Raw genomic sequence first — 19714 nt, 5'->3', positions numbered from 1 at the left:
AGAGCCTGTTCATGTGCGCCTTCACGGCAACCCGGCACAATCCGGATCTGGCCTCCTTCTATGCGCGCTTGCGCAGCAACGGGAAGCAACACCTGTGCGCCGTCATAGCCGTCGCCCGAAAACTCATCATTCTCGCCAACGCCATCCTCATCCGAAAGACCGAATGGACGCCACAGTACCGGCAAAATTGAAACATGGTTGCTCCCCGCTCGCGGGGCGAAGGGGTATGCGGCGACATCTCGGTCCCCATTGACGCCGCGCAGGGCACGTCCCCTCTCCCCGTCAGAACGGGGAGAGGGTTAGGGTGAGGGGCAGCCATCAGCCGCAAATACCGCGATTTTGTGCCGGAATCGCCGGATCGATAAAACTATAGCAAAGCCCGAAATCGGCCTCTAACCACGACTCCAAACATACCCGTTCAAAGGCCTTCCAATGGCCGTTCGATAAGAAAATTGGAAAGAAAAACCGGCGCCTGATGCCCCTGCTTATAAAAACGAAAGCAGGGACGCGGGACATGGCGGTTTTGGTGACGGGCGGGGCCGGATATATCGGCAGTCACATGGTTTGGGCGCTGCTCGATGCGGGCGAGGACGTGGTCGTGCTCGACCGCCTCTCCACGGGCTTTCGCTGGGCCGTGGCGCCGGCGGCCCGTTTCTATCTCGGCGACATTGCCGATCCCGACATATTGAAGAAGGTCTTCATCGAAAACGACATCGAGGCGATCATCCATTTCGCCGGCTCCGCCGTCGTCCCCGTCTCGGTTGCAGATCCGCTCTCCTACTACGACAACAATTCCGGCAAGACCCGGGCGTTGCTGAGCGCTTCGGTCAAGGCCGGTATCCGCAACTTCGTCTTCTCTTCGACGGCGGCAGTTTACGGTCAGCAAAAGACCGACCTGCCGGTGAAGGAGACGGCCCCTCTCAATCCGGAAAATCCTTACGGCCAGTCGAAGCTGATGACCGAGTTCATGCTGCGCGATGCCGCCGCCGCCTATGATTTCAACTATGTCGCGCTGCGCTACTTCAACGTCGCCGGCGCCGACCCGCATCACCGCGCCGGCCAGTCGACCTCAGGCGCCACGCACCTCATCAAGGTCGCCTGCGAGGCAGCGCTCGGCAGGCGTGACAGCGTCAATGTCTACGGCATCGACTATCCCACCCATGACGGTACCGGCGTGCGCGACTACATCCACGTCAGCGATCTCACGGATGCGCATCTGAAAGCGCTGCAGCACCTGCGCAGGGACAAGGGCTCGCTCGTTGCCAATTGCGGTTATGGCAGCGGCTATTCGGTGCTGGACGTGCTGAACATGGTCACCCGCCTGCACGGGCATTCCTTCAAGATCCACATGGCGCCGCGACGCGCCGGCGATTCGGCAAGCGTCGTCGCAGACGCCTCGCTCGCCCGCCAGATGCTCGACTGGAAGCCCAGATACGATTCGCTGGAAACCATCGTCCAGAGCTCGCTCGATTGGGAACTGTTCCTGTCGAACAAGAGCGTCGACGACCTGCATAGCATCCACCGGGCACTGGCCGCCGCTTCGTTCTGATGCAGAAGCCTCACCACCCCCATGCCTGCGGGGACCGCATGGCGTGACGTGAATAAGGAAAAATCAAGCTTTCTCTGGCTGGCTCTGGCCGACGGAAAGGAGAAGATGAAGAACTTTCTGGCCTCATTGCAGCTGCAAAAAGACAATCCGACGCTTCTGACGGCGCAGTTCCGGGCCTTGTCGTCGCAGATCCCCATTCTCTATGTCCTGCTGATCATCAACGCTCTTGCGGTGGCGATCACCCACCTCAAATCCGCCCCCCTTTGGCTCTCGCTCTACATTCCAGTGGTCTTGAGCGTCGTCTGTGTCTTCCGTCTCTGCTGGTGGGAGATCCGGGGTAAGGAAGATGTCACCGCCGAGCGGGCCTACAGGCTGATGAAGGTGACGATATCGGGCGCCGGTATCCTGGCCGTCGCTTTCGGCGGCTGGGCGATTGCGCTTTACCAATATGGTGATGCTTCCCAGCAGGGCCAGATCGCCTATTTCCTCGTCGTCACGGGCATTTCCTGCATCTTTTGCCTGATGCACCTGCCGATGGCGGCGGCGCTGACCACGGTCATCACCTTCTCGGCCATGATTGCGACCTTCATGTTCTCGGGCAATCCCGTTTTCGTGGCAACCGCCGTCAGTGGCCTCTTCCTGATCCTGCCCTTCCTCAGGGTGATCAACAGCTATTTCCAGAATTTCGTCGGTCTCGTGCAATTGACCGAGGAGCTGAAGCAGAAGCAGGCGGAGGCCGAGGAACTGAACCTCGTCAATAGCCGCAACGCCCTGCATGACCAGCTGACCGGCCTTGCCAACCGCCGCAGCTTCTTTCTGTCGCTGGAACAACGGCTGCAGAAGAATCCGTCCGCGCCGCCCGTCCTCGGCATTCTCGATCTCGATGGCTTCAAGCCCGTCAACGACGTCTTCGGCCATGCCGCTGGCGACCTCGTGCTCAAGGAGACGGCTCGCCGCTTCGTCGCGCTGGTCGGCGAAGAGGGCATCGTCTCCCGTCTCGGCGGCGATGAGTTCGGGATTATCTTCCCCTGCTCGATGACACGCCAGGCGATCGCCGATCTCGGCCAGGCGCTCTGTGCTGCCGTCCGCGACCCTTTCGAAATCCCCGACGGCTCGGTTCGCGTCTTCGGCTCCTGCGGCATCGTCTACCCCGATATCGGCACATACACCGCCGAGGATCTCTACGAGAAAGCGGATTTCGCCCTCTATCAGGTCAAGAGCAAGCGCAGTAGCGGCGTCGAATTCTTCTCGGCCGAGCACGAGAAGATCTTGACGCAGCGCCACCTGATCGAACTCGAGCTGCAGGCGAACGATTTCGCCAGGGAATTGAAACTCGACTATCAGCCGATCGTCGAATTGAAGAGCGGCCGCGTCGTCGCTTACGAGGCGCTTGCCCGCTGGGACAGCGCTCGCTTCGGCCGTATCAGCCCAGACGCCTTCATCCCCGCTGCCGAGCGCACGGCGGTCATCGGCCGCATGACACGCATCCTCTTCGCCAAGGCGCTCGAAGCGCTGGCGATCATTCCACGGCATCTGAGCCTGTCCTTCAATCTCTCGGCGCGCGATATCTGCGACCACGAAACCTCGATGGCGCTGCTTGCCATGATCACCCGCTCCGGCATCGATCCCAGGCGCATCGAATTCGAGATTACCGAGACCGCACTGCTCTCCGATTTCGACACCGCCGACCAGGTGATATCAATGCTGCGCGCTGCCGGCATCTCGATCGCGCTTGATGATTTCGGCACCGGCTTTTCGAGCCTCAGCCATATTCATCGTCTAGCCTTCGACAAGCTGAAGATCGACAAGTCCTTTGTGATGAATTTCGACCGCGACGCCCCCTGTATGAACATCACCCGCTCGGTCGCCAATCTCTGCCAGAATCTCGGTATCGCCTCCGTCGCCGACGGCGTCGAAAGCGAAGAGATCGCCGAGGGATTGAAGGCGATGGGCGTTCGTCTGGCGCAGGGCTATCATTTCTCGCGGCCGCTGCCGCTGGAACTTGCCATCGATTACGCCGCCCGGTGCGAGGCCGAAGCCTCCGCCCGGAATTCGTTGTCTGCCTGACCGATCGATCTCGATCCGCCGCAAATCGACTGGAGCGATGCCGCGGGGTCGTCTATTCATGGTCGTAACAATGAGGTGAACCATGCAAGACGGCGAAGTCATCATTGAGCGGCGGGGCACCGCAGGCGTCATCCGGCTCAACCGGCCGCGGGCACTGAACAGCCTGACCCTGCCGATGATCGGTGCGATCACTGCTTCCCTTCATGATTTTGCCGGTGACCCCGAGGTGGCAAGCGTCGTGATGACGGGAGAGGGCGAACGCGGCTTCTGTGCCGGCGGCGATATCCGCGCCCTGCACGAGAGCGCCCGCGCCGGCGATGGCCTGGCGGCAAGCTTCTGGCGTGAGGAATTCCGCCTCAACCATCTGATCGCCGCCTACCCCAAACCCTACGTCGCGCTGATGGACGGCATCACCATGGGCGGCGGCGTCGGCCTGTCGTCGCACGGCCGCCACCGCATCGTCACCGAGCGCACACGGCTGGCCATGCCCGAAACCGGCATCGGCTATGTCCCGGATGTCGGCGCCACCTGGCTGCTGCCACGCGCGCCCGGTGAAGCCGGAACATGGCTCGGCCTGACAGGGCTCGATATCGGGGCTGCCGATGCGATCCACGCTGGGCTTGCCGACCTTCAGATCGCGTCGGCGCGGCTCGGCGAAGCGATCGATGCTCTCTCGGGCCTGCCGCGCCCCAGTTCATCCGGCGATGTCGATGCCGTGCTGCAGGCGCTTTCTGAGCCTCAGGGAGAAAGCCGGCTCAAGCAGAACGCGGCGATGATCGATCGCGCATTTCGGTTCGACAGCGTCGAGGAGATCCTGGCAGCGCTTGCCGCGGAGGAGGGCGAATTCGCCGCCGAGACGCGCCGGGTGATGCTGACGCGTTCACCGACCAGCCTGAAGCTCGCTTTGCGGCTGCTCAGAGCCGGGCGCCGCAGCGCCTCGCTTGCCGAATGCCTCGGCCGCGAACTTGGCGCCTGTCTGCAAATGCTTGATAATCCCGATTTCTTCGAGGGCATCCGCGCAGCCGTCATCGACAAAGATCGCAATCCGCAATGGTCGCCGGCATCAGTCGAGGCTGTGGAGCCAGCAACGGTCGAGCAGTTCCTGAAACCGGCCGAACCGCCGCTTTCACTCTGAACGCTATCCGGCTATCGCCACATGCCGCGCATGCGGGCGCCGACATCGATGCGCACCTGCCGCGCCTGTTGCTGGGCGACGCCGCCGGATTTCACCTGCGGCCAGCTGCAGGCTTCGAAGAACTGCAGCAGCGTTGCCGGAATGAAGCGGCTGCGCGAGGCATAGACATGCCGGTCGCCCTGCGAATTCTGCCCGTAAGTGAAGAAGCGTTGCGGCACGACGAGGTCGAGACCATCCCGGGCGCGCGTCATCGCGACATAGAGCAGCCGGCGTTCCTCTTCGATTTCGGCGGTGGTGCCGACGGCGAGATCGCTCGGTATGCAGCCGTCGACGACGTTCAGCATGAAGACCCTCGTCCATTCCTGGCCCTTGGCGGAATGGATGGTCGACAGGATGAGATAGTCTTCGTCGAGAAGCGGCACGCCCGCCTGGTCGCTGGTCGCGTCCGGCGGATCGAGCGTGAGCTCGGTGAGAAAGCGCTCGCGCGAGGCATAACCGCTAGCGATCTGCTCGAGCTGCAGCAGGTCGGCCTGCCGCGTCGCTGCGTCCTCGTGCAGCCGTTCCAGATGCGGCGCATACCATTGCCGTGCCAGGCCGATCTCTGCCGGCCAGCCGGCCTTGCCGGTCTTCAGCTCCTGCAGCATCGAAACGAACATTGTCCAGTCCTCGCCGGAGCGCGGCGGTGCCGGCATGGCGCCAAGAGCAGTAATCGGGCTGGCATCCTCGGCCATCAGATCGAGCGTCTTCTGCGCCGTCGACGGCCCGACGCCCGGCAGGATCTGCATCAGCCGGAAGCCCGCCACCCGGTCGCGCGGGTTCTGCGCGAAGCGAAGGGCGGCCAGCATGTCCTTCACATGTGCGCTGTCGAGAAACTTCAGCCCGCCGAACTTGACGAAGGGAATGTTGCGCCGGGTCAGCTCGACCTCCAGCGGCCCGCTGTGATGCGAGGCACGGAAGAGCACGGCCTGCTGCTTGAGCGTGAGGCCTTCCTCGCGATTGTCGAGCACCATGTCGGTGATGTAACGCGCCTGCTCGGCCTCATCGCGCACGGTGACGAGGCGCGGCCGCTCGGACGATTGCCGCTCGGTCCAGAGGTTTTTGGTGAAGCGCTCGGAGGCGAGATCGATGACGGCATTGGCGGCGGCGAGGATCGGCTGCGTCGAGCGGTAGTTGCGGTCGAGCGTGACGATATTGGCGGCCGGGCTGAAGGCGGCGGGAAAATCGAGGATATTGCGCACGGTCGCGGCACGGAAGGAATAGATCGACTGCGCATCGTCGCCGACGACGGTCAGCCCCTGGCCTTGGGGTTTCAGCGCCAGCAGGATCGAGGCCTGCAACCGGTTGGTATCCTGATATTCGTCGACCAGCACATGGTCGAAGCGGCTGCCGATATCCTCGGCAATCATTGCCTCGCCGACCATCTGCGCCCAGTAGAGCAGCAGATCGTCGTAATCGAGCACGTTCTGGCTCTGCTTGGCCTCGACATAACAGGCGAAAAGTTCGCGAAGCTGTTTCTCCCACGCCGCGCACCAGGGAAAGACGTCCCGCAGCACGAGGTCGAGCGCGGTTTCCGAATTCACCGCCCTGGAATAGATGGCAAGGCAGGTGCCCTTGGTGGGAAAGCGGCTTTCCGTCTTCGAGAAGCCGAGGTCGTGCCGGATCAGGTTCATCAGATCGGCGCTGTCTTCGCGGTCGTGGATGGTGAAATCGGGATCCAGGCCGATCTGCTGGGCATAGTCGCGCAACAGCCGTGCGCCGATGCCGTGGAAGGTGCCGGACCAGGAAAGTGCATCCGCCATCACGCCGGCATTCGCACCAAGCACATCGCGGCAGATACGCTCGACGCGCCGCGCCATTTCGGCGGCGGCGCGGCGTGAGAAGGTCATCAGCAGGATGCGGCGGGGATCGGCCCCCTTGACGATCAGATGGGCGACCCGATGCGCCAAGGTATTCGTCTTGCCGGAGCCGGCACCGGCAATGACCAGCAGCGGCCCGGCAATATGGTTGCCGTCGACGAGCGTGCCGTGCTCGACGGCCATGCGCTGCTGCGGGTTGAGTTTTTCGAGATACATCCAGCCGTCCGGTCGGGCTCCCGCAGAATCACTGGGGAAAGATTAGATGTTCCTTGAATGTTCGCGATTGCCGTCCCTGTCAAGCGATCTGGCGCGCGAGCTACATCTCAGTCGGGGAAATCCGGGCCGATCTCGCGCCGCACCAGCTTCAGGCTGCGGTCGGGCTGAAGAATATAGGTTTCCTCCACGCGCTGGCCCGTCCCGTTGTAAAACTGGCTGTAGACGGCACTGCCGACCGGCGATTTGGTGAGCTTCGTTCGCGGCTGGCCGCCATAGGTAATGCTGCCGGGAATGGATTCCAGCGCCGGCGTATCGGCCGAAGAGCAGCCGGCAACCAATGCCCCGGCAAACAAGGCGGGCAGAAGCGCTTTCATCATCGTCATCCTTCTCAGACTGCGGCCAGATATGAAAACCGCGGCGTCTTTCGCCAAGGGTCGTCCATCCAGGGTCCATAGGAATCGCTCCCGAAGAGCCCGGAATGCGCAACGAAATGCTTTGCCGCGGCGTTAACCGATATCAACTGACATCAGGAGACGGTGACGTGCTCGGCTTTGTAGCATTCACGAACCATGAGGAATCCGGCCGACAGGATCACAGCGACGCGGCGACACGCGCCTCGGTGAAGAGCGCCCTTCATGCGGCCGGCGATATCGATGTTGCGGAAATCACCGTTAGCATAGCGGGTTCGTATGTCATCCTGGAAGGTTTCGTCGGTGGGCGAGGTGATGTCGAGCGGGCGGTCGAGATCGCAGAGGGCGTCGTCGGGCGAGGCTATGTGCGTGGTCGCCTGCTGCGACGCTAATGCATGTCGCCTAAAAGTGTGCAGCGGTTATAGGACAACGACATCAAATAAAAGCCCGGCGAAGGAGATGCTGCGCCGATCTGCGCGCGCATGTCATTGCGATGCATGAAGGGAACCAAAATGCTCGCTCGCGTGTTGAAAGGCCGGACCTAAACGCTGGAGACTCTCATGCAGTTGCTTCCTCGCCTCTGGGCAACCACCTTAATAGTGGGTTGCGGTGTCTTTGCCGGCTCCGCCCATGCCTCGCTGGAAACCGGCACGAACTATTCCGCTTTGCCGAAGGACCAGATCGCCCTCAACGAATATACCGGGGCCGTCGCCTGCACGCCGGTAGAGCCTCAGTATTTGCCGTCCTTCATCCGTGCATCGGATGGCACGATCATCGGTGTCGGTTATATCGAAGTGGAGAGTGAGGGCGGCGCGGACTGCTGAGGCGTCCGCTTTGCTCGGACGAGGCTCGCCTGCGTTTCCGCAGAGGTGACGAGCCTCTAACCATCATCATGATGGCTGGGCGTCTTTTATGAATAGACCTGTCCCAGGCACAACGCTCATTGCACCAAAATCCGCCATAAATTCGATGCAGGGTTAAGCAAATTAAAGCGTTGCACCGTTCCGGCACGCTCCGTTTACGGAAATGCCGGCCGATATACCAGTTCAACGTGGCTGAGCGTGCTTTCGCGTCCTGTCGGACGCGTGGCGCTCTAATGCAACTTAAGCTTCGCCTCTTCGGCCGCCGCGAGGAATTCGGCTCGCGCCTCCTCGACGCTCTTGCGCCCGTCAAGTGCTGCCCGGCAGGTGCTGCGCGCCTTGATGTAACGCAGCCCGCGCGAGTTCGGCCAGAAATCCGCCAGGCATTTCAGCGCATCGAACGGCCCGCTGACCGTTCGCGCGTCGGCATCTTCGAAACCGACCTTGACCGGGCTGTTCCATTTTTCAGTTGCCATCAATGCTCCTCCACGATTGTCGACAGAAACAAAGGATGCCGCGCCTCCCTATTCCTCCGTGGAGACGCCGCCATGATAAGCATTCTAGCGTGATTTTTGCGGCCAACAATGGTGAATCGTTTGTTGCTGATGAGGCGAAATGTCAGCTTGAGTGAGAAGGGTTCGGTGGCATGCAGGCGGGGATGTTTTTTAAGATAGTCGCAGATAAGTTGTATGGCGCTTGTACGCTGCTACCGCTACCCTGCTCGGGAAGCTGAGGGGCTCCGACATGGGTTTAGATCGAAAATTGATCCAGGCTGCTTTTCTCTGCGGGGGGCTGGCAATGCCGGCCTTTGCCGGCGGCGCAGAGATATCAGATGAAGACGCTTTGCTCGCGCGAATTTCTGCGGAGGTTATCCCTAGAATCCAACGGGAATACGTGCAGACCGCCATCGGCCAGTTTACGGCCGCGATGGATATCGCCGCCTTTCGCGCACGATTGATATTGGACGAGACATTACAGCAATGGTATGTCGATGGTATATATGATGGAGTTCCTACGAGGGTAACCGCTGACCTGCTTGAACGGTGGGCTTTGTCGCCATCCATGCCCTATCATCTCGAAGCAACGGACATTCCCGATTGCGCCCATGGCAGCGTGCTGCTTTCCAATTGTCGCTAGCCCTCGAGTACGTGCGAGGAGATATCCGATACTTGAGAGAAAACTGGTGCTGCCGAGTGGGATTGAACCACCGACCTCACCCTTACCAAGGGTGTGCTCTACCACTGAGCTACGGCAGCAGGACCAGTACTCGTACGAGCCGGGTGGCTCAATCGCGAGAACGGGGGGCTATTGCCACAGCTTGGCGGCCAGCGCAAGCCGCAAATTCCAACTTCGTATGGATTGAGGCAAAGGGCCTTTTGGATTGGCGCGAATTCGGCTAATCCTGTCGCATGAACGAAAAGACCGAAACCGGCCAGCAGAGCCGCAAACAGGCGATCGAGGCACAGGCGAAACTGCGCCGTGAGCGCGCCGCCGAAAAGCTCAGGGAAAATCTGGGGCGACGCAAACAGCAGGTCCGCGCCCGCCGTTCCGGCCAGGTTGACGAAACAAATGGGCTGCCCGCCGCAAAATTGGACGAATCGTAATGTTCCGTCCGTCGCGAATTGAAGCGTGTCGATAAATCCCCTAAACACCTCACTCCTTATTCCAAGGCAGAACTTTCAGGAAAGGCGGGCGCTGCCCGTAGGCGCACATGGATCGTATCAGAATCGTCGGCGGTAATGAGCTGAATGGCATCATTCCGATTTCCGGCGCCAAGAATGCCGCACTGCCGCTGATGATCGCCTCACTTCTGACCAGCGATACGCTGACGCTCGAAAACGTGCCGCATCTGGCCGATGTCGAGCTGCTGATGCGCATCCTCGGCAATCACGGCGTCGACGTCGCCGTCAACGGCCGCCGCGAACGCCAGGAAGATTCCTATTCGCGCACGATCCATTTCACCTGCCGTACTATCGTCGATACCACAGCATCCTATGAGCTAGTCTCGAAGATGCGCGCCTCCTTCTGGGTCATCGGCCCGTTACTGGCGCGCGAAGGCCATTGCCGCGTTTCGCTGCCGGGCGGCTGTGCCATCGGCACGCGGCCCGTCGATCTCTTCATCGAGGGCCTGACGGCGCTCGGCGCCACCATGGAGATCGATGCCGGTTATATCAACGCCAAGGCGCCTGCCGGCGGCCTGATCGGCGCACGCTACACCTTCCCGAAGGTCTCCGTCGGCGCCACCCATGTGGTGATGATGGCGGCAACGCTTGCCCGCGGCACAACTGTCATCGGCAATGCCGCCCGCGAGCCTGAGGTCGTCGATCTCGCCAACTGCCTGAACGCCATGGGCGCCAAGATATCGGGCGCGGGTACTGCGACGATCACCATCGAAGGTGTTACCTCGCTCTCCGGCGCCCGCCATCGCGTCCTGCCGGATCGCATCGAGACCGGCACCTATGCCATGGCTGTCGCCATGGCCGGCGGCGACGTCGTGCTCGAAAATACCGACGTGGCGTTGCTCGAAACCGCGGTGGAAACGCTACGCCGCGCCGGCGCGGAAATCTCATCGACCAACAACGGCATGCGCATCAAGCGCAATGGCGCCGGCATCAGGCCGGTCGATATCGTCACCGATCCTTTCCCGGGTTTCCCCACAGATCTGCAGGCGCAGTTCATGGCGCTGATGACCCGTTCTTCGGGCGTCTCGCATGTCACCGAGACCATTTTCGAAAACCGTTTCATGCATGTGCAGGAGCTTGCCCGCCTCGGCGCCAGGATCTCGCTGTCCGGCCAGACGGCGAAGATCGAGGGTGTCCAACGCCTGCGCGGCGCACCGGTTATGGCGACCGATCTCCGCGCCTCCGTTTCGCTCGTCATCGCCGGCCTTGCCGCCGAGGGCGAAACCACGGTCTCCCGCGTCTATCACCTCGACCGCGGTTTTGAGCGGCTCGAGGAAAAGCTGACCCGCTGCGGTGCCATCGTCGAGCGCATCAGCGAATGAGTAGAGGGTGCTAAGGCGCCCTTTATCCTGGTTGCGTAATTGGCCGCAGCGCCTTATTTCCCTTGTCTGACGCATCGCCATTCCGGCGGTGCCCGGCACCGGCCGGCAGTGGGATTGAGCCTGAATGACTGATCTGAAGCTTGTTGCGCTCGATGACGAAGACCTTGCGATCATTTCCGCGCATATGCAGGACAGCGTCTTCAAGGTCGGCGACATTGACTGGTCGCCGCGCGGCGCGCAGTTCGCGCTTGCCGTCAATCGTTTCGTCTGGGAAGGTGCCGAGCGCAAGCGCAGGGGTTTCGAGCGGCGCCGTGCTGCCCTGGTCTTCAAACGCGCGCTTGCCGTCCGCTCGCTCGGCATCGATCGTGGAAAACGCGACGAAGTGCTGTCGCTGCTGGCGCTGCGCTTCGAGAAGAAGGGCGAAGGGCCGGAGGGCACGATCGAGCTGTCGCTGTCGGGCACGGCCTCGATTGCGCTCGATGTCGAATGCATCGAGGTCCAGCTGGCCGATATCGGCGGCGCCTGGGAGGCTTCGTCAAAGCCTCGTCACCGCTAATGCATGTCGCCCGGAAGTGTGCAGCGGTTCCGGGATAACGACATGCATAAAACAATGAGTGTTTGACGCCTTGAGTTTGAACATCGCAGTTTCGAGTTGAGAAGGAATATCGGCCTTGGCAATCTGGCTGGATCAGGCATCGGAAGGTTTCGAGCAGCATTTTGCCGCCTTTCTGACGACGAAGCGTGAAGTCTCCGAGGATGTGAACATCGTTGTTCGCGCCATTATCGATGACGTGCGCGCCCGTGGCGATTTGGCGCTTGCCGAATATTCGCTGAAATTCGACGGCATCGATCACGCCACGGTCCCGATGCGCGTCACAGCTGAAGAGATCGACGCCGCCATCGAGGCGGTGCCTTCGGAAGTGTTGGGGGCGCTGAAACTCGCGGCACTGCGCATTGAATCTCATCATCGCCGGCAGCTGCCGAAGGACGATATCTACGAGGACGACATGGGTGTCGGTCTCGGCTCGCGCTGGACGGCGATCGAAGCAGTCGGGCTCTATGTTCCGGGCGGCACCGCGAGTTATCCGAGCTCGGTGCTGATGAACGCCGTGCCGGCCAAGGTCGCCGGTGTCGATCGCATTGTCATCGCCGTTCCCGCCACCGGCGGCGCCGTCAACCCGGCGGTGCTTGCCGCCGCCAAGCTTGTCGGCGTCACCGAGATTTATCGTGTCGGCGGTGCCCAGGCGATCGCGGCCCTTGCCTATGGCACCGAGACGATCGCCCCGGTCGCCAAGATCACCGGTCCCGGCAATGCCTATGTCGCCGCGGCCAAGCGCCATGTCTTCGGCACCGTCGGCATCGATATGATCGCCGGCCCTTCCGAGGTGCTGGTGATTGCAGACAAGGACAACAATCCGGATTGGATCGCAGCCGACCTCCTGGCGCAGGCCGAGCACGACGTCAGTTCCCAGGCGATCCTGATCACCGACGATGCCGCATTCGGCAAGGCGGTGGAGCAGGCGGTCGAACGCCAGCTGAAGACGCTGAACCGCGCCGAGACGGCGGCAGCGAGCTGGCGCGATTTCGGCGCGGTCATCCTCGTTGCCGATCTGAAACAGGCCATTCCCTTGGCAAACCGCATCGCTGCCGAGCATCTGGAGCTCGCCGTCGTCGATCCGGACCGGCTGCTCGCTGGCATCCGCAATGCCGGCGCGATCTTCATCGGCGCCCATACGCCTGAGGTCATCGGCGATTATGTCGGCGGTTCGAACCATGTGCTGCCGACGGCGCGTTCGGCGCGCTTCTCATCCGGTCTTTCGGTGCTCGATTTCGTCAAGCGTACCTCGATCCTGCGTCTCGGCCCGCAGCAGCTCCGCACCCTCGGCCCGGCGGCAATCGCCCTTGCCGTTTCCGAAGGCCTTGATGCCCATGCGCGATCGGTCGCGATCCGCCTCAACCTCGAAAGGTGAGGGCATGGCGAAGGGCGATTTCCGGCTTTGCGACGTCGTCCTTGACGATACGATCGGCCGTTCGACGCCCGATGTCGAGCACGAACGCGCGGTCGCCATCTTCGATCTGATCGAGGAGAACAGGTTCGAGCCGCTCGGCCATGTCGGCGGACCTTACCGGCTGAACATCTCGCTGGTCGATTCGAAACTGGTTTTCGCCATCGCCACCGAAGAGGGTGGCGGTGTCGCCACCCATATCCTGTCGCTCACGCCGTTCCGGCGGATCGTCAAGGATTACTTCATGATCTGCGAGAGCTATTACGAAGCGATCCGTTCGTCGACGCCGAGCCGCATTGAGGCGATCGACATGGGCCGGCGCGGCATCCACAATGAGGGCTCGCAGACGCTGAAGGATAGGCTGGCCGGCAAGATAGAGGTCGATTTCGATACCGCTCGGCGCCTGTTCACGCTGGTCTGCGTGCTCTACTGGCGCGGATGACGGCCATGGAGCGCGCCGTCGACGTCGAAGAGGGAAAGAGGCCAGGCGCCATCCTCTTCATGTGCGGGATGAATGCCATCCGCTCGCCGATAGCCGAAGCGATCGCCCGCAGCATTCTGCCGGCCAATACCTATATCAGGTCCGCAGGCGTTCGCGCCGGCGAGCGCGATCCCTTCGTGGATGCCGTGCTCGATGAGGTCGGCCTTTCCCTCGGGCGCCGCCAGCCGCAGACGCTGGAAGAGCTCGATGACGATTACTTCGATCTGATCATCACGCTGTCACCGCAGGCCCATCACGCCGCACTCGAGCTGACACGGTCGAATGCGGTCGATGTCGTCTACTGGCCGACCATGGATCCGACGGTTGCAATCGGAACGCGCGAGCAGATTCTGGAGAGCTACCGCGAGGTCCGCAATCATCTGGCCGGCCTCATCGAAAGCCGGCTACTCAAACGAAATGGCATTGCCGCGCAATCGGCATGAAAACAAATAAAGGAAAGGCCGTTCAACAAGGTTCACAAACCTGCGTTGATTGTGTAGTTTCCGCCCAAATTTTAAAGGCGTGCGCTGCGCTGCCTATTCAACCCACAGGAAGAAAACACTTATATGCCTAAAGAAGAAGTCCTCGAATTCCCGGGAATCGTCACCGAACTTCTGCCGAATGCGACGTTCCGCGTGAAGCTCGAAAACGAACACGAGATCATCGCCCACACCGCGGGCCGCATGCGCAAGAACCGCATCCGCGTTCTGGCCGGCGACAAGGTGCTTGTGGAAATGACGCCCTACGATTTGACCAAAGGCCGCATCACCTACCGTTTCAAGTAAGTTCGCCCGAAGGTCCTGCAAGGGTTTTTGCCCCCGTCTGACGATGGTCGAGGTTCCATGGCGCTGAAATACAAGCTCATTCTGGCCTCGGGCTCGCCCCGTCGCGTCGATCTGCTCAACCAGGCCGGCATCGAGCCCTCGCGCCTGATGCCGATGGATATCGACGAGGCGCCGAAGAAGTCGGAGCATCCGCGTTCGCTCGCCCGCAGGCTTTCGGCTGAGAAGGCCGAAGCCGCCCTTGCCGCCATCAAGAGCGATATCACCTGGAAGGGCAGCTATATCCTGTCTGCCGATACGGTGGTCGCCGTTGGCCGGCGCATTCTCGGCAAGGCTGAGTTCGCCGACGAGGCGTTGAACTCGCTGCATCTCCTCTCGGGACGCAACCATATGGTCTACACCGGCGTTTGCCTGGTGACCCCGGATCGCAAGATTCGCCAGAAGATCGTCGAGACCAAGGTGCGCTTCAAGCGTCTCTCCGGCTTCGAGATCGAGAACTACCTGGCCTCCGGCCAGTGGCGCGGCAAGGCAGGCGCCTACGGCATCCAGGGCCTCGCCGGCACCTTCGTGCAGAAGATGGTGGGATCCTACACCAATGTCGTCGGCCTTCCGCTTTATGAAACCATTCTGCTTTTGACCGGCGAAGGCTTCGATGTGCAAAGCCGGTGGCCCGAGGGCTGAGCCCGACGGCCGATGCTTAGAGCGCGTCACGATCTTTCAGATCCGCGCGTCGCGCTTTAAGGCTTTGTTTTTACGCATGTCGTTGTCGCAAAACCGCGACACACTTTCACGCGACATGCTTTAGGACGGACCGATATGCCTGAAGACAAGAAAGCGGCCGCCAAGGTCGAACCACTGCGCAAGACACGCCCTTGCCCCGAATGCGGCAAACCTTCCCACCGCGAGCATTACCCCTTCTGCTCCAACCGCTGCCGCGAGGCCGATCTCTCCCGCTGGCTGACCGGCGCCTATGCTATTCCGGTTGCCGACGACGAGACGAAGGCCGACTATCCGGATGAAGAAAATTAAAGATTTCCGCCCGCGAAGCTCTTATTTTTCCTCATGAATCCGCAAAGCCGCCAAGACCGTCAAAAAAGAGTCATTTGACGCTTGCCATGGGCGAACAAGATGCTATAACCCCGCTCGCTTCCGGGGTGAACCAAGGCCCCGCGGTTCCTTTTCTGAAAGGGACCAGCGGAAGCAGGTTAGCCCAGGTAGCTCAGTTGGTAGAGCAGCGGATTGAAAATCCGCGTGTCACTGGTTCGATTCCGGTCCTGGGCACCACTCAGCCCCCTAAAACTAATATCATATGAATAGTATTGGGATAGCCTAGATATTTCAGTGGATTAGCCTATGCCTCACGCCTGATATGCAGGGGGGAGCACTCGCCTCTGCTAGGCCGCGCGCTTCGGTTCGATCGCAAAGGGGCTGAGTCCCAGCCACGTCTGCATTTTCTTTGCGATATCATGGTCGCCGGTCAAGGCGACTTTCGCTCCGGCCTTCTCGACCGTGACCAGCCCCATCCAGATCTCGGTCATGGTGTGCAGGTCGGTCGAAACATAAAGGTCAACGTCGAACCCCGGATCGTACCAGCACAGATCGACCTCACCATGCTTTTCGACGATCAGCCACCACGCCCGTTTGGACGCCGGCAGGTCCTGATACAGAAATTGTATCACCGTTCTGCCCTCGGGTAGCGGGGAGGGGTTCAAATTGCGCCGCATGTCCCACATCAGAAGCGACGGATCGAGATTCTTCAGGGATAGCCGGGATTCGACCCATTTTTGTCCCCAGAAGCCCATCGCTTCGACAACGGGGCGCAAATCACGGCCCGCTTCCGTAAGCTGATATTCGAATATGCCCTTCTCACCCTGGACCTCCTTGCGCACGACGATTCCCGCCAGCTCGAGCTCCTTGAGCCGTTGCGACAGAAGGGTCGGCGACATTTTTGGCACGCCGCGGCGCAGATCGTTGAAACGGGTCGACCCCGCCACCAATTCGCGCATCAGTACCATCGTCCAGCGGGTGCACAGCACCTCGGCGGCCATCGATAGCGGGCAGAACTGTTTGTATCCGTGCTCAGTCATGATTTTAGCCTCTCCTTCCAACCTCTCGAGAACCATAGGCCTTCGCCCGCGGTGCGGCGAGTACAGAAACTGTACCGGCCCAGTACAGTTCGAGGGCTGGCTGGCAGGCCCCTACCATGCGAGCCCTTTGTCCGGTGCACGGGATGGCCTGTGCGCGGCAACCAGGAGACATAACCCATGACCGTTTACGTCATTGCAGACATCAAGGTGAATGACCCACAGTGGATGCCGGCCTACGCCGCTTCGGTCCACGACCTCGTTCACAAGCACGGAGGCAGATATCTGTCGCGCAGCGGCAACGTGAAGACGCTTGAAGGCAAGCCGCTCGACACAACCCTGATCGCCCTGATGGAGTTCCCGTCGGAGGTGGCGGCGCGCGCCTTCACCAACGATCCCGCCTACGCTCCCTTCGTGTCGGCCCGTCAGGGCGGCAGCGACAGCCGTTTCCAGTTGATCGACAACACCGATCTGGCTGGAACGATTTCCTATCTGCCGAAGGGGTGATTCTTCCCGGAACTCGTAGCCTCGAATTCGAGATCACCAAGCAACAACAGTCGCAGCGCTTGCCTATCGGACCTCCGTATTTTCGATGGCCGGCCCGCTGTGCTTCTCAGGAAGAATGGAATGAATATGACAATCAACTTTTACAACAGGCTTCTCATGGCCGCGGCCGTGCTGTCCGCCTGCGCCACATTCGCACAGGCGCATCAGGAGGCCGCCGCGCCTGAAACCGGTCCCAATCCGCTGGCCGACAAGGTTCGGGCTGCCAACAGCCGTTTTCTTGACGTCAAGGCTGCCACATCGGAGGGCTATGTGCCCATCCCCTGCGCCAGCGGCATCACCGACGGGGCCATGGGCATCCACTATGTCAATGGCCAGTACTTGAAAGACGACAAGATCGATCTGGCTCGCCCCGAAGCCGTCATGTACGAGCCGATGGCCGACGGCACGCTCAAGCTGATAGCGGTTGAATACATTACCTCGAAGGGGCCGGCCGCGCTGGACGGACATCTGTTCAATTTCAACAGCGCGCCCAACCGCTACGGCCTGGGTGAATTCTACGAACTGCATGTCTGGGCCTGGAAGGGCAACCCGACAGGTACTTTCGCCGACATGAATCCGAAGGTGTCATGCGATCCGACGACCGCCCCAAGCCAATAGAGGATCAGGCCGGGCGGCGACATTGCCGCCTAGCCGTTCGGCCGGCTCCCGCCGGGAGGCGCCTCCGAGCGTCAAGGTCCGCGACTTTGGGGGCCAAGCCCTCGGCAGGTGGCGCCCTACGGGGCTCAACGACGTGGCCGCCAACGGGGGCTTCGTCGGTGTCGGCATCACCGCCCGCACGACCGAATTCGTGGTTGCCTAGACCGCACGTGGCGCGAGCGCATGGGCTGTGGGCGTTATCCGAGCGTCCGACGCTGAGATGGCGAGCCTCAACATCGCTGGCGACCCTTCCGCCCCAAAGGAATTACACGATCAAACCGCGCCAGCCGCCGTAATCGTGCGATTATTGTTCGAAGTAGCCTTAGTGTCGCCCTTTCAGTGTCTTGGCCAGCATCTCGCTCAGTGTTGCCGCCGAGAGCATGGATTCGGCCAAAAGCTTCTTGAGCTTCTGGTTCTCTTCCTCCAGTGCTCTCAATCTTTTGGCATGGAGACCGACATTTCCGACCTGCAAGGATTGCCACCGATAGAAGGTCGGCTCGCTGATACCGTGCTTGTGGCAAACATCTGCCACCGTCACTCCGGCTTGGTGTTCCTTCAGAATACCGGCAATCTGGTCGTCGTCGAATTTTCGTTTGCCCATCACGGTCTCAGTCCTCGCGAAATGCTCTGTTGAAACTGTCGAGGAGTGGTCTGACAGCATAGAGCGCCACGCTGCTTTTGCCGGTTTCGATCAGTGCCTGTGCGGGCATGCCCGCGATCAGTTCGACATCTTTCATTTTCGCCAACCGCTCGTCGGTTACACGGATCGTCGCGGCAAAGTAGGGCTGGCCGCTCTGCGGATCGATGAGACGGTCCGCTGACACATACTCGACCCGCCCTTTCAGGAGGGGAACGCGCCGCTGATTGTATGGAAGGAGGTGCACCTGTGCCTCCAGCCCCGCATAGACAAGATTGATGTCCTCCGGTCTGACATGGGCAGACACGACAAGGCGATCGGAGCGTGGCAGAAGATCGACGAGCGGTTCACCCGCGCCGATCACGCCGCCTGATGTGTGGACGCGCAGGTTCATGATGGTTCCATCTTCGGGAGCACGGATATCGGTCCTTGAGAGTTGGTCGTCGATCGCCCGCAGGCGCTCGCGCAATTGCATGATCCGGCTTTCCGTATCGCGCATGCCTTGGGCGACTTCGCTCAACCGGTCGCTCTCAAGCTTTGCGAGATCGGCCTGCGACTCGCTGATCACCTGGTAGGCGCGAGAGATCTGGGCCTCGACTTGGCCCTGCTGGCCGTCAAGGTCTGCTTTTTCGCGCTCGAGGTTGAGAAGCCTGCTCCTTCGTTCCAGTCCCTTGGCGGCGAGGACCGTAACCTGATCCAGTTCTTGGCTCGAGATTGTGGCTCTGTCGGCCAGTGCTGCCTTCTGCGCGCCAAGTCCGACGATTTCCTGCCCCACCTGCGCGATCTTTTCATTGCCGATCTGAATTTCCGCCTGCATGACCCGGCGACGGGCTTCGAAGATTTTCTGTTGCCCGATCAGAATCGCGCTGACCGAGGGATATTTATCCATTGCTGCCCTGAGATCCTCAGGATAGGCGACACGGTCGCCGCCCGTCTGCTCCGCAAGCAGGCGGGCGCGGCTTCCTTCGGCGTCCCAAAGTTGCCCTTGAATGCTGTCGCGCTCCGAGCGAGATTTCGTATCGTCGAGTTCTATCACGATTTGCCCGGCCATCACCGTATCGCCGTTTTTGACAAGTATCCGTCGGACAATTCCGCCCTCAAGATGCTGAATGGTCTTGCGGCTGGACTCCGGTTCGATAACGCCCGATGCGACCGCAGCGCTTTGCAGCGGCGCCAGGACCGACCAGATTCCCAATCCGAGGATGAAGACCAGGATCAACATGTTCCCCATCCAGACAACACCTCTGAGCCCCGGCATGGGCGAAGGGGGGGCGGGTCCGCGCTGTTTCGACTCGATCACCGGCAAATAGGCCGTCTGTTGCCTGGCCGTCGCTATCGATCGTTGAACCAACTGCTGACCCGTCCTTGACGAATTTGAAAATCTCGCCGGCGTTGCGTCCAGTTGAACAAGGGCCATGGCAGCG

At 61.0% G+C, this 19714-nt stretch carries 22 protein-coding genes, 2 tRNA genes and 2 pseudogenes; 19 read left to right on the top strand and 7 right to left on the bottom strand.

Going from position 1 to position 19714, the window contains the following annotated elements; translation table 11 throughout:
• The 4 genes and pseudogenes from HFO99_RS31635 to HFO99_RS31620 all read left to right on the top strand — a co-directional run.
• Positions 1 to 191: pseudogene (locus HFO99_RS31635) on the top strand (IS110 family transposase); the annotation flags it as partial.
• Between the two features lie 323 nt (positions 192 to 514).
• Positions 515 to 1549 (top strand): UDP-glucose 4-epimerase GalE, encoded by a 1035-nt coding sequence (gene galE / locus HFO99_RS31630; protein WP_222365605.1) that lies wholly within the window; start codon positions 515 to 517, stop codon positions 1547 to 1549.
• Between the two features lie 105 nt (positions 1550 to 1654).
• Positions 1655 to 3616: a putative bifunctional diguanylate cyclase/phosphodiesterase gene (locus tag HFO99_RS31625; protein ID WP_222365604.1), complete on the top strand. Its 1962-nt coding sequence runs from the start codon at positions 1655 to 1657 to the stop codon at positions 3614 to 3616.
• Positions 3617 to 3698: 82 nt separating this feature from the next.
• A complete protein-coding gene (locus tag HFO99_RS31620; RefSeq protein WP_222365603.1) occupies positions 3699 to 4751 on the top strand; it encodes an enoyl-CoA hydratase/isomerase family protein in 1053 nt (350 codons plus the stop codon).
• 11 nt (positions 4752 to 4762) lie between these two features.
• Here HFO99_RS31620 and HFO99_RS31615 read toward each other — a convergent pair whose 3' ends face one another.
• Complete coding sequence (locus HFO99_RS31615) at positions 4763 to 6823, bottom strand: ATP-dependent helicase (protein WP_222332281.1); 2061 nt, start codon at positions 6821 to 6823, stop codon at positions 4763 to 4765.
• A gap of 107 nt (positions 6824 to 6930) precedes the next feature.
• Positions 6931 to 7197, bottom strand: a complete 267-nt coding sequence (locus HFO99_RS31610; protein ID WP_222365602.1) for a hypothetical protein — start codon at positions 7195 to 7197, stop codon at positions 6931 to 6933.
• A gap of 167 nt (positions 7198 to 7364) precedes the next feature.
• Here HFO99_RS31610 and HFO99_RS31605 point away from each other — a divergent pair, with 167 nt between their 5' ends.
• The gene (locus HFO99_RS31605; RefSeq protein ID WP_222332682.1) at positions 7365 to 7625 is read left to right on the top strand and encodes a BON domain-containing protein; all 261 of its coding nucleotides are present in this window, start codon (positions 7365 to 7367) and stop codon (positions 7623 to 7625) included.
• Positions 7626 to 7793: 168 nt separating this feature from the next.
• Positions 7794 to 8057 carry a hypothetical protein gene (locus HFO99_RS31600; protein ID WP_222332279.1) on the top strand — a complete coding sequence of 88 codons (264 nt, stop codon included), beginning with the start codon at positions 7794 to 7796 and terminating at the stop codon, positions 8055 to 8057.
• 269 nt (positions 8058 to 8326) lie between these two features.
• Here the strand turns inward: HFO99_RS31600 and HFO99_RS31595 are convergent, their stop codons facing one another.
• Complete coding sequence (locus HFO99_RS31595; RefSeq protein ID WP_164576342.1) at positions 8327 to 8569, bottom strand: DUF982 domain-containing protein; 243 nt, start codon at positions 8567 to 8569, stop codon at positions 8327 to 8329.
• 268 nt (positions 8570 to 8837) lie between these two features.
• Here HFO99_RS31595 and HFO99_RS31590 point away from each other — a divergent pair, with 268 nt between their 5' ends.
• Complete coding sequence (locus HFO99_RS31590) at positions 8838 to 9230, top strand: hypothetical protein (protein WP_222332278.1); 393 nt, start codon at positions 8838 to 8840, stop codon at positions 9228 to 9230.
• Positions 9231 to 9274: 44 nt separating this feature from the next.
• Here the strand turns inward: HFO99_RS31590 and HFO99_RS31585 are convergent.
• Positions 9275 to 9349, bottom strand: a tRNA-Thr gene (locus HFO99_RS31585).
• A gap of 153 nt (positions 9350 to 9502) precedes the next feature.
• On the opposite strand from HFO99_RS31585, the gene HFO99_RS31580 reads away from it, so the two are divergent.
• From HFO99_RS31580 to HFO99_RS31535, 10 genes are all read left to right on the top strand, one after another.
• Complete coding sequence (locus tag HFO99_RS31580) at positions 9503 to 9697, top strand: hypothetical protein (RefSeq protein WP_222365601.1); 195 nt, start codon at positions 9503 to 9505, stop codon at positions 9695 to 9697.
• 107 nt (positions 9698 to 9804) lie between these two features.
• Positions 9805 to 11097, top strand: coding sequence for a UDP-N-acetylglucosamine 1-carboxyvinyltransferase (gene murA, locus HFO99_RS31575; RefSeq protein WP_064246934.1), 1293 nt, complete (start codon positions 9805 to 9807; stop codon positions 11095 to 11097).
• Positions 11098 to 11221: 124 nt separating this feature from the next.
• Complete coding sequence (locus HFO99_RS31570; RefSeq protein ID WP_222299197.1) at positions 11222 to 11653, top strand: DUF2948 family protein; 432 nt, start codon at positions 11222 to 11224, stop codon at positions 11651 to 11653.
• A 115-nt stretch (positions 11654 to 11768) separates the two neighbouring features.
• Positions 11769 to 13067 carry a histidinol dehydrogenase gene (gene hisD / locus HFO99_RS31565; RefSeq protein ID WP_222365599.1) on the top strand — a complete coding sequence of 433 codons (1299 nt, stop codon included), beginning with the start codon at positions 11769 to 11771 and terminating at the stop codon, positions 13065 to 13067.
• Between the two features lie 4 nt (positions 13068 to 13071).
• On the top strand, positions 13072 to 13545 hold the full coding sequence (locus HFO99_RS31560) for a UPF0262 family protein (protein WP_222365598.1): 474 nt from the start codon (positions 13072 to 13074) through the stop codon (positions 13543 to 13545).
• Positions 13542 to 14027: a low molecular weight phosphatase family protein gene (locus HFO99_RS31555; protein ID WP_222365597.1), complete on the top strand. Its 486-nt coding sequence runs from the start codon at positions 13542 to 13544 to the stop codon at positions 14025 to 14027. The genes HFO99_RS31560 and HFO99_RS31555 overlap by 4 nt, the downstream gene beginning before the upstream one ends.
• A gap of 123 nt (positions 14028 to 14150) precedes the next feature.
• Positions 14151 to 14369, top strand: a complete 219-nt coding sequence (infA, locus tag HFO99_RS31550) for a translation initiation factor IF-1 (protein ID WP_003545338.1) — start codon at positions 14151 to 14153, stop codon at positions 14367 to 14369.
• Positions 14370 to 14426: 57 nt separating this feature from the next.
• Positions 14427 to 15047, top strand: a complete 621-nt coding sequence (locus HFO99_RS31545) for a Maf-like protein (RefSeq protein WP_064246931.1) — start codon at positions 14427 to 14429, stop codon at positions 15045 to 15047.
• Between the two features lie 135 nt (positions 15048 to 15182).
• Complete coding sequence (yacG, locus tag HFO99_RS31540) at positions 15183 to 15395, top strand: DNA gyrase inhibitor YacG (RefSeq protein WP_012755993.1); 213 nt, start codon at positions 15183 to 15185, stop codon at positions 15393 to 15395.
• Positions 15396 to 15574: 179 nt separating this feature from the next.
• Positions 15575 to 15650, top strand: a tRNA-Phe gene (locus tag HFO99_RS31535).
• Positions 15651 to 15760: 110 nt separating this feature from the next.
• Here HFO99_RS31535 and HFO99_RS31530 read toward each other — a convergent pair.
• Positions 15761 to 16453 carry a winged helix-turn-helix transcriptional regulator gene (locus HFO99_RS31530; RefSeq protein WP_222365596.1) on the bottom strand — a complete coding sequence of 231 codons (693 nt, stop codon included), beginning with the start codon at positions 16451 to 16453 and terminating at the stop codon, positions 15761 to 15763.
• Positions 16454 to 16630: 177 nt separating this feature from the next.
• On the opposite strand from HFO99_RS31530, the gene HFO99_RS31525 reads away from it, so the two are divergent.
• Positions 16631 to 16957 (top strand): DUF1330 domain-containing protein, encoded by a 327-nt coding sequence (locus tag HFO99_RS31525; protein WP_222365595.1) that lies wholly within the window; start codon positions 16631 to 16633, stop codon positions 16955 to 16957.
• 126 nt (positions 16958 to 17083) lie between these two features.
• Positions 17084 to 17614: a hypothetical protein gene (locus tag HFO99_RS31520; protein ID WP_409994950.1), complete on the top strand. Its 531-nt coding sequence runs from the start codon at positions 17084 to 17086 to the stop codon at positions 17612 to 17614.
• Positions 17615 to 17990: 376 nt separating this feature from the next.
• Here HFO99_RS31520 and HFO99_RS31515 read toward each other — a convergent pair.
• Together HFO99_RS31515 and HFO99_RS31510 are read right to left on the bottom strand one after the other, a co-directional pair.
• A pseudogene (locus tag HFO99_RS31515) lies at positions 17991 to 18254 on the bottom strand (transposase); the annotation flags it as partial.
• 7 nt (positions 18255 to 18261) lie between these two features.
• On the bottom strand, positions 18262 to 19707 hold the full coding sequence (locus tag HFO99_RS31510) for an HlyD family type I secretion periplasmic adaptor subunit (RefSeq protein ID WP_222365593.1): 1446 nt from the start codon (positions 19705 to 19707) through the stop codon (positions 18262 to 18264).
• Between the last annotated feature and the right edge of the window lie 7 nt (positions 19708 to 19714).

The organism is Rhizobium leguminosarum (assembly GCF_019798305.1).
GTDB classification, from domain to species: domain Bacteria; phylum Pseudomonadota; class Alphaproteobacteria; order Rhizobiales; family Rhizobiaceae; genus Rhizobium; species Rhizobium leguminosarum_U.
Note: the sequence above shows the minus strand (reverse complement) of the source record. Positions and strands in the feature narration are given on the sequence as shown.